Genomic DNA, 5306 nt, shown 5'->3' with positions numbered 1-5306 from the left:
GTGATCGGCACGTCGCTGGTGCTGGCGAAGGCGGTCGAGAAGGCGGGCTTCGACCTGGTGATCGCGGGCATGGCGTCGACGGACGGCACGATGGGTGTGGTGCCGGCGCTGCTGGCGGAGCGTCTGGGTGTGCCGCAGGTGACGCTGCTGTCCGAGGTGTCGGTCGAGGGCGGCACGGTGAAGGGCCGCCGGGACGGTGACACGGCGTCCGAGCAGCTGGAGGCGTCGCTGCCGGCGGTGGTGTCGGTGACGGACCAGTCGGGTGAGGCGCGTTACCCGTCGTTCAAGGGCATCATGGCGGCGAAGAAGAAGCCGGTGGAGTCCTGGGACCTGGAGGACCTGGAGATCGACGCGGACGAGGTCGGTCTCGCGGGTGCGTGGACTGCGGTCGACTCGGCGGCCGAGCGTCCGGCGCGCACCGCGGGCACGGTCGTCAAGGACGAGGGCGAGGGCGGCAAGCAGCTCGCCGAGTTCCTCGCGGGCCAGAAGTTCGTCTGATCCGTCCCTCCCGGGGTGGCCGGTGCCGGGTTTCGCCGGCCGGGTCGCTCCGTCATCCCCCTTCGTTCGTATGCAGGAGAGAAGTCCCATGGCTGAAGTTCTCGTCTATGTCGATCACGTGGACGGTGCGGTCCGCAAGCCCACGCTGGAGCTGCTGACGCTGGCGCGGCGGATCGGTGAGCCGGTCGCCCTCGCGGTGGGTGCGGGTGCCGGTGAGACCGCGGGTGTGCTCGGTGAGCACGGTGCGGTGAAGGTGCTGACGGTGGAGGCGCCGGAGTTCGCCGAGTACCTGGTGGTGCCGAAGGTGGAGGCGCTGCAGGCGGCGGTGGAGGCGGTGTCGCCGGTGGCGGTGCTGGTGCCGTCGTCCGCGGGTGATCGGCACGTCGCTGGTGCTGGCGAAGGCGGTCGAGAAGGCGGGCTTCGACCTGGTGATCGCGGGCATGGCGTCGACGGACGGCACGATGGGTGTGGTGCCGGCGCTGCTGGCGGAGCGTCTGGGTGTGCCGCAGGTGACGCTGCTGTCCGAGGTGTCGGTCGAGGGCGGCACGGTGAAGGGCCGCCGGGACGGTGACACGGCGTCCGAGCAGCTGGAGGCGTCGCTGCCGGCGGTGGTGTCGGTGACGGACCAGTCGGGTGAGGCGCGTTACCCGTCGTTCAAGGGCATCATGGCTGCGAAGAAGAAGCCGGTGGAGTCCTGGGACCTGGAGGACCTGGAGATCGACGCGGACGAGGTCGGTCTCGCGGGTGCGTGGACTGCGGTCGACTCGGCGGCCGAGCGTCCGGCGCGCACGGCGGGCACGGTCGTCAAGGACGAGGGCGAGGGCGGCAAGCAGCTCGCCGAGTTCCTCGCGGGCCAGAAGTTCGTCTGAGGGCTTCGGCCCCTCGTTCCCCTTCCCATGTCGCAAGCAGGAGAGAAGTCCCATGGCTGAAGTTCTCGTCTATGTCGATCACGTGGACGGTGCGGTCCGCAAGCCCACGCTGGAGCTGCTGACGCTGGCGCGGCGGATCGGTGAGCCGGTCGCCCTCGCGGTGGGTGCGGGTGCCGGTGAGACCGCGGGTGTGCTCGGTGAGCACGGTGCGGTGAAGGTGCTGACGGTGGAGGCGCCGGAGTTCGCCGAGTACCTGGTGGTGCCGAAGGTGGAGGCGCTGCAGGCGGCGGTGGAGGCGGTGTCGCCGGTGGCGGTGCTGGTGCCGTCGTCCGCGGGCGCGGTGTGCGGCGTCATGCGGAACAGCGACGTCCGCCAGGACGCCTGGGGCCGGCTCCTGCGCACCGCCGACTTCGTCGGCACCCTCACCTACGGCACCACCGCCGCATCCGCTCCCGGCTCACCGCCGAGGACCCGGACACCGGCGAGCGGTACGGCGTCGGCGATGCCGCGCTGCTGCTGTGGGTGCACTGCCCGGAGGTCGCCTCCTGCCTGGACGTGCTGACGCGCTCGGGTCCTGCGGCCAGTTCGGGTCGCACCCGGTCGAAGTAGGCGGCGAGCTCGGCCCGCCCGGCCGGGACGGCGGCCGGGTCGATGCCCACCAGGCGGGCGGACACGCGCTGTTCGCCCGCCTGGTGGGCGGACACGCGCTGTTCGCGCAGACAGCGGTCGGCGGACGCGTCGTCGAGCGGGAGACCCGAGCGCGTCAGCACGTCCAGGCAGGAGGCGACCTCCGGGCAGTGCACCCACAGCAGCAGCGCGGCATCGCCGACGCCGTACCGCTCGCCGGTGTCCGGGTCCTCGGCGGTGAGCCGGGAGCGGATGCGGCGGACACGGGCGCCCGCCTTCTCCCGCCGCGGCGGTGGTGCCGTAGGTGAGGGTGCCGACGAAGTCGGCGGTGCGCAGGAGCCGGCCCCAGGCGTCCTGGCGGACGTCGCTGTTCCGCATGACGCCGCACACCGCGCGCGGATGGAGCGCCTGGAGCCGGAGCGCGCGGACTCCGGCAATCCACATGACCGGGCCGCCGTACGCGTGCCAGGTGACGGATGCGGGTCGGAAGAGAGCCCGGGGTCGGCCGCGCGCGGGTCAGCGTCCCTACCGCCGTCGTACCCGCCCGGGGCCCGTACGATCCCGCCTCCGGGCACAGCTCCCGCCCGGCGCCGGCCCCGCCCGCCCCGGGGACGGGCGGGGCGGCGGAACGCGGCGGGTGCTACAGCGACCGGTGGACCGCGGCGACGAGGGCCGTCTTGCGCGGATCATCGGCGATGTGCGGGCCCATCCGGTTCATCACGTAGCCGAGCGAGAGCCCGGCCTCGGGGTCGGCGAGGCCGCAGGAGCCGCCGAAGCCGTCGTGGCCCACCGCACGGGGGTTGGGGCCGTACGAGCCGTGCGCACCGCTCAGCCAGAGCCCGAGCGCCACCTCCGTGTCCCGGGCGAAGCCGGCACCGAGCACCAGGTCGCGGCAGGCCCCCTGCCCCTCGCGCACCCGCTCCGCCGCCTCCGCGCTCAGCACCCGCCGGCCGCCGTGCTCCCCGCGTCCCGCGACGATCCCGTACAGCGCGGCCACCGCCCGGGCGGTGCCGTGCCCGTTCGCGGCGGGTATCTGGGCGGCCCGCCAGGCCGCCGTGTTGGCGGCGGCGATCCCCGTCCCCGGGTTCGCCAGCGCGGCGACGGCGACCGGGGGCAACTGGGCGAAGGCAGCGGCCTGTTCACCGCCCGGCGCGGCCTGGGGGTGCACGAGTTCCGCGACCCGGCCGCTCTCCTCGTCCGGCAGGCCGATGGTGAAGTCGATGCCGAGCGGTCCGGTGATCTCCGCCGCCAGGAAGTCGCCGGGCAGAACCCCCGTGATCCGCCGCACGACCTCGCCGACGAGGTGTCCGTAGGTCAGCGCGTGGTAGCCGGACCGGGTTCCGGGCTCCCACCAGGGCTCGGTGGCGGCGAGCCGGGAGCAGGTCAGGTCCCAGTCGTAGAGGTCGTCGAGGGAGTGCGGCTCGCGGAGCCCGGCGAGGCCGGCGCGGTGCGACAGGAGATGCCGCACCAGCACCTTCTCCTTGCCGGCGGCGGCGAACTCGGGCCAGTAGACGGCGACCGGGGCGTCCAGGTCGAGAAGCCCGCGGTCGGCGAGGAGGTGGGCGCAGAGCGCGGTCGGGCCCTTGGTGGTGGACCAGACGTTGACCAGGGTGTCCCGCTCCCAGGGGCGGGTGCGACCGGCGTCGGCCCAGCCGCCCCAGAGGTCGACCACGGGGTCGCCGTCCACGATCACGGACACGGCCGCGCCCAGTTCCCCGCGCTCGCGGAAGTTCGCCTCGAACACCTCGCGCACGGCGGCGAACCGCTCGTCGCAGTGGCCTTCGATCCGGATGGGGTGCTCGGTCATGGAACCTCCGTCGACTCTGCCGGGCGCGTCCGGGACGCTCGTCACCGGAACATACCGACTGGTCGGACCGCACGGGAAGAGGGACGGCGGAGGTATCGCGGACGTGCCCGCCGGCGCACCGGCCGGGTGCGCGAGGATGGGCACGGACGATCCACGGACGCGGAAGGACGACGGCATGGCCCCCGACGAAGGCGACGGACCCGTACAGCTGCGCACCGAGGGCCGCGCCGCGTACCTCACCCTCAACCGCCCGCGGGCCATCAACGCCCTGACCCACGAGATGGTGCGGACGGCCGCCGCCGCCCTGGACCACTGGGAGCACGACGCCGGCGTCGGCGTCGTCGTGCTGTCCGGTGCGGGCGAGCGGGGCCTGTGCGCGGGCGGCGACATCCGCGCCATCCACGACGACGCGAAGCGCGGCGGCAGGGCCTCGGTGGATTTCTGGCGCGACGAGTACCGGCTCAACGCCCGTATCGCGCGCTACCCGAAGCCCTGCGTCGCGCTCATGGACGGCATCGTGATGGGCGGCGGGGTCGGCGTGTCCGCGCACGCCGGCGTGCGGGTGGTCACCGAGCGCTCCCGGATCGCGATGCCCGAGACGGTCATCGGCTTCGTGCCCGACGTCGGCGGCACCCATCTGCTGGGCCGGGCGCCCGGCGAGCTCGGCACCCACCTCGCCCTGACCGGCGACGCCGTGGGCGCGGGGGACGCGCTGCTGCTGGGACTCGCCGACCACTTCGTGCCGTCCGCCCGGCTGCCGGAGTTCGCCGCCGACCTCGCCACGGGCGACGTGGACGGAGCCGTGCGGCGGTACTCCGGGCCGGCGCCCGAGGCGCCGCTGGCCGCCGCGCGGGAGTGGATCGACCACTGCTACGCGGCCCGCACGGTCGAGGAGATCGTCGAACGGCTGCGGGCCTGCGGCGAGCCCGAGGCGAAGCAGACCGCCGAGACGCTGCTGGAACGCTCACCGACCGCGCTGAAGGTGACGCTGGAGGCCGTGCGCCGCGCCCGGGCACTCGGCGCCCTGGAGCCGGTGCTGGAGCAGGAGTTCCGGGTCTCCTGCGCGGCCCTCTCCTCGCCGGACCTGGTCGAGGGCGTCCGCGCCCGGGTGATCGACAAGGACCGCGCCCCGCGCTGGTCCCCGGCGAGCCTCGCCGAGGTCTCCCGCGCCGACGTCGAACGGCACTTCGCGCCGCTGGACGGCCCCGGGGTGTGGGACTGACGAGGACGCCGGCCGCAGGGCCGGGTGCGCGGGCCGAGGCGGGCGTCAGCGGACGCCCTCGACCAGGTCCGGCGAGGAGAGGGCCGCGCAGGAGACCCGGAACTCCTGCTCCAGCACCGGCTCCAGGGCGCCGAGTGCCCGGGCGCGGCGCACGGCCTCCAGCGTCACCTTCAGCGCGGTCGGTGAGCGTTCCAGCAGCGTCTCGGCGGTCTGCTTCGCCTCGGGCTCGCCGCAGGCCCGCAGCCGTTCGACGATCTCCTCGACCGTGCGGGCCGCGTAGCAG

At 74.3% G+C, this 5306-nt stretch carries 2 protein-coding genes and 7 pseudogenes; 6 read left to right on the top strand and 3 right to left on the bottom strand.

The genetic code is table 11. The features are described 5' to 3' along the window. From EAO77_RS33545 to EAO77_RS40665, 5 pseudogenes are all read left to right on the top strand, one after another. Positions 1 to 498, top strand: a pseudogene (locus EAO77_RS33545) (electron transfer flavoprotein subunit beta/FixA family protein); the annotation flags it as partial. 88 nt (positions 499 to 586) lie between these two features. Then, positions 587 to 886 (top strand): annotated as a pseudogene (locus tag EAO77_RS33540) (electron transfer flavoprotein subunit alpha/FixB family protein); the annotation flags it as partial. After that, positions 870 to 1367 (top strand): annotated as a pseudogene (locus EAO77_RS33535) (electron transfer flavoprotein subunit beta/FixA family protein); the annotation flags it as partial. The pseudogenes EAO77_RS33540 and EAO77_RS33535, both read left to right, overlap by 17 nt. Positions 1368 to 1419: 52 nt before the next feature. Then, a pseudogene (locus EAO77_RS39050) lies at positions 1420 to 1698 on the top strand (electron transfer flavoprotein subunit alpha/FixB family protein); the annotation flags it as partial. Between the two features lie 6 nt (positions 1699 to 1704). Beyond that, a pseudogene (locus EAO77_RS40665) lies at positions 1705 to 1940 on the top strand (oxygenase MpaB family protein); the annotation flags it as partial. On the opposite strand, the pseudogene EAO77_RS33525 reads toward EAO77_RS40665, so the two are convergent. Then, positions 1934 to 2438 (bottom strand): annotated as a pseudogene (locus tag EAO77_RS33525) (oxygenase MpaB family protein); the annotation flags it as partial. The pseudogenes EAO77_RS40665 and EAO77_RS33525 sit on opposite strands and share 7 nt — an antisense overlap. A 196-nt stretch (positions 2439 to 2634) precedes the next feature. Continuing rightward, a complete protein-coding gene (locus EAO77_RS33520) occupies positions 2635 to 3801 on the bottom strand; it encodes a serine hydrolase domain-containing protein (RefSeq protein WP_147992104.1) in 1167 nt (388 codons plus the stop codon). 175 nt (positions 3802 to 3976) lie between these two features. Here EAO77_RS33520 and EAO77_RS33515 point away from each other — a divergent pair, with 175 nt between their 5' ends. Next, complete coding sequence (locus tag EAO77_RS33515; RefSeq protein WP_147992103.1) at positions 3977 to 5023, top strand: enoyl-CoA hydratase/isomerase family protein; 1047 nt, start codon at positions 3977 to 3979, stop codon at positions 5021 to 5023. Between the two features lie 48 nt (positions 5024 to 5071). Here EAO77_RS33515 and EAO77_RS33510 read toward each other — a convergent pair. Then, a pseudogene (locus tag EAO77_RS33510) lies at positions 5072 to 5306 on the bottom strand (enoyl-CoA hydratase/isomerase family protein); the annotation flags it as partial.

Origin of the sequence: Streptomyces sp. T39, assembly GCF_008042045.1 — a bacterium.
Taxonomy (GTDB): Bacteria; Actinomycetota; Actinomycetes; order Streptomycetales; family Streptomycetaceae; genus Streptomyces.
The sequence above is the reverse complement of the archived record's forward strand: the minus strand, read 5'-3'. Positions and strand labels throughout refer to the sequence as shown.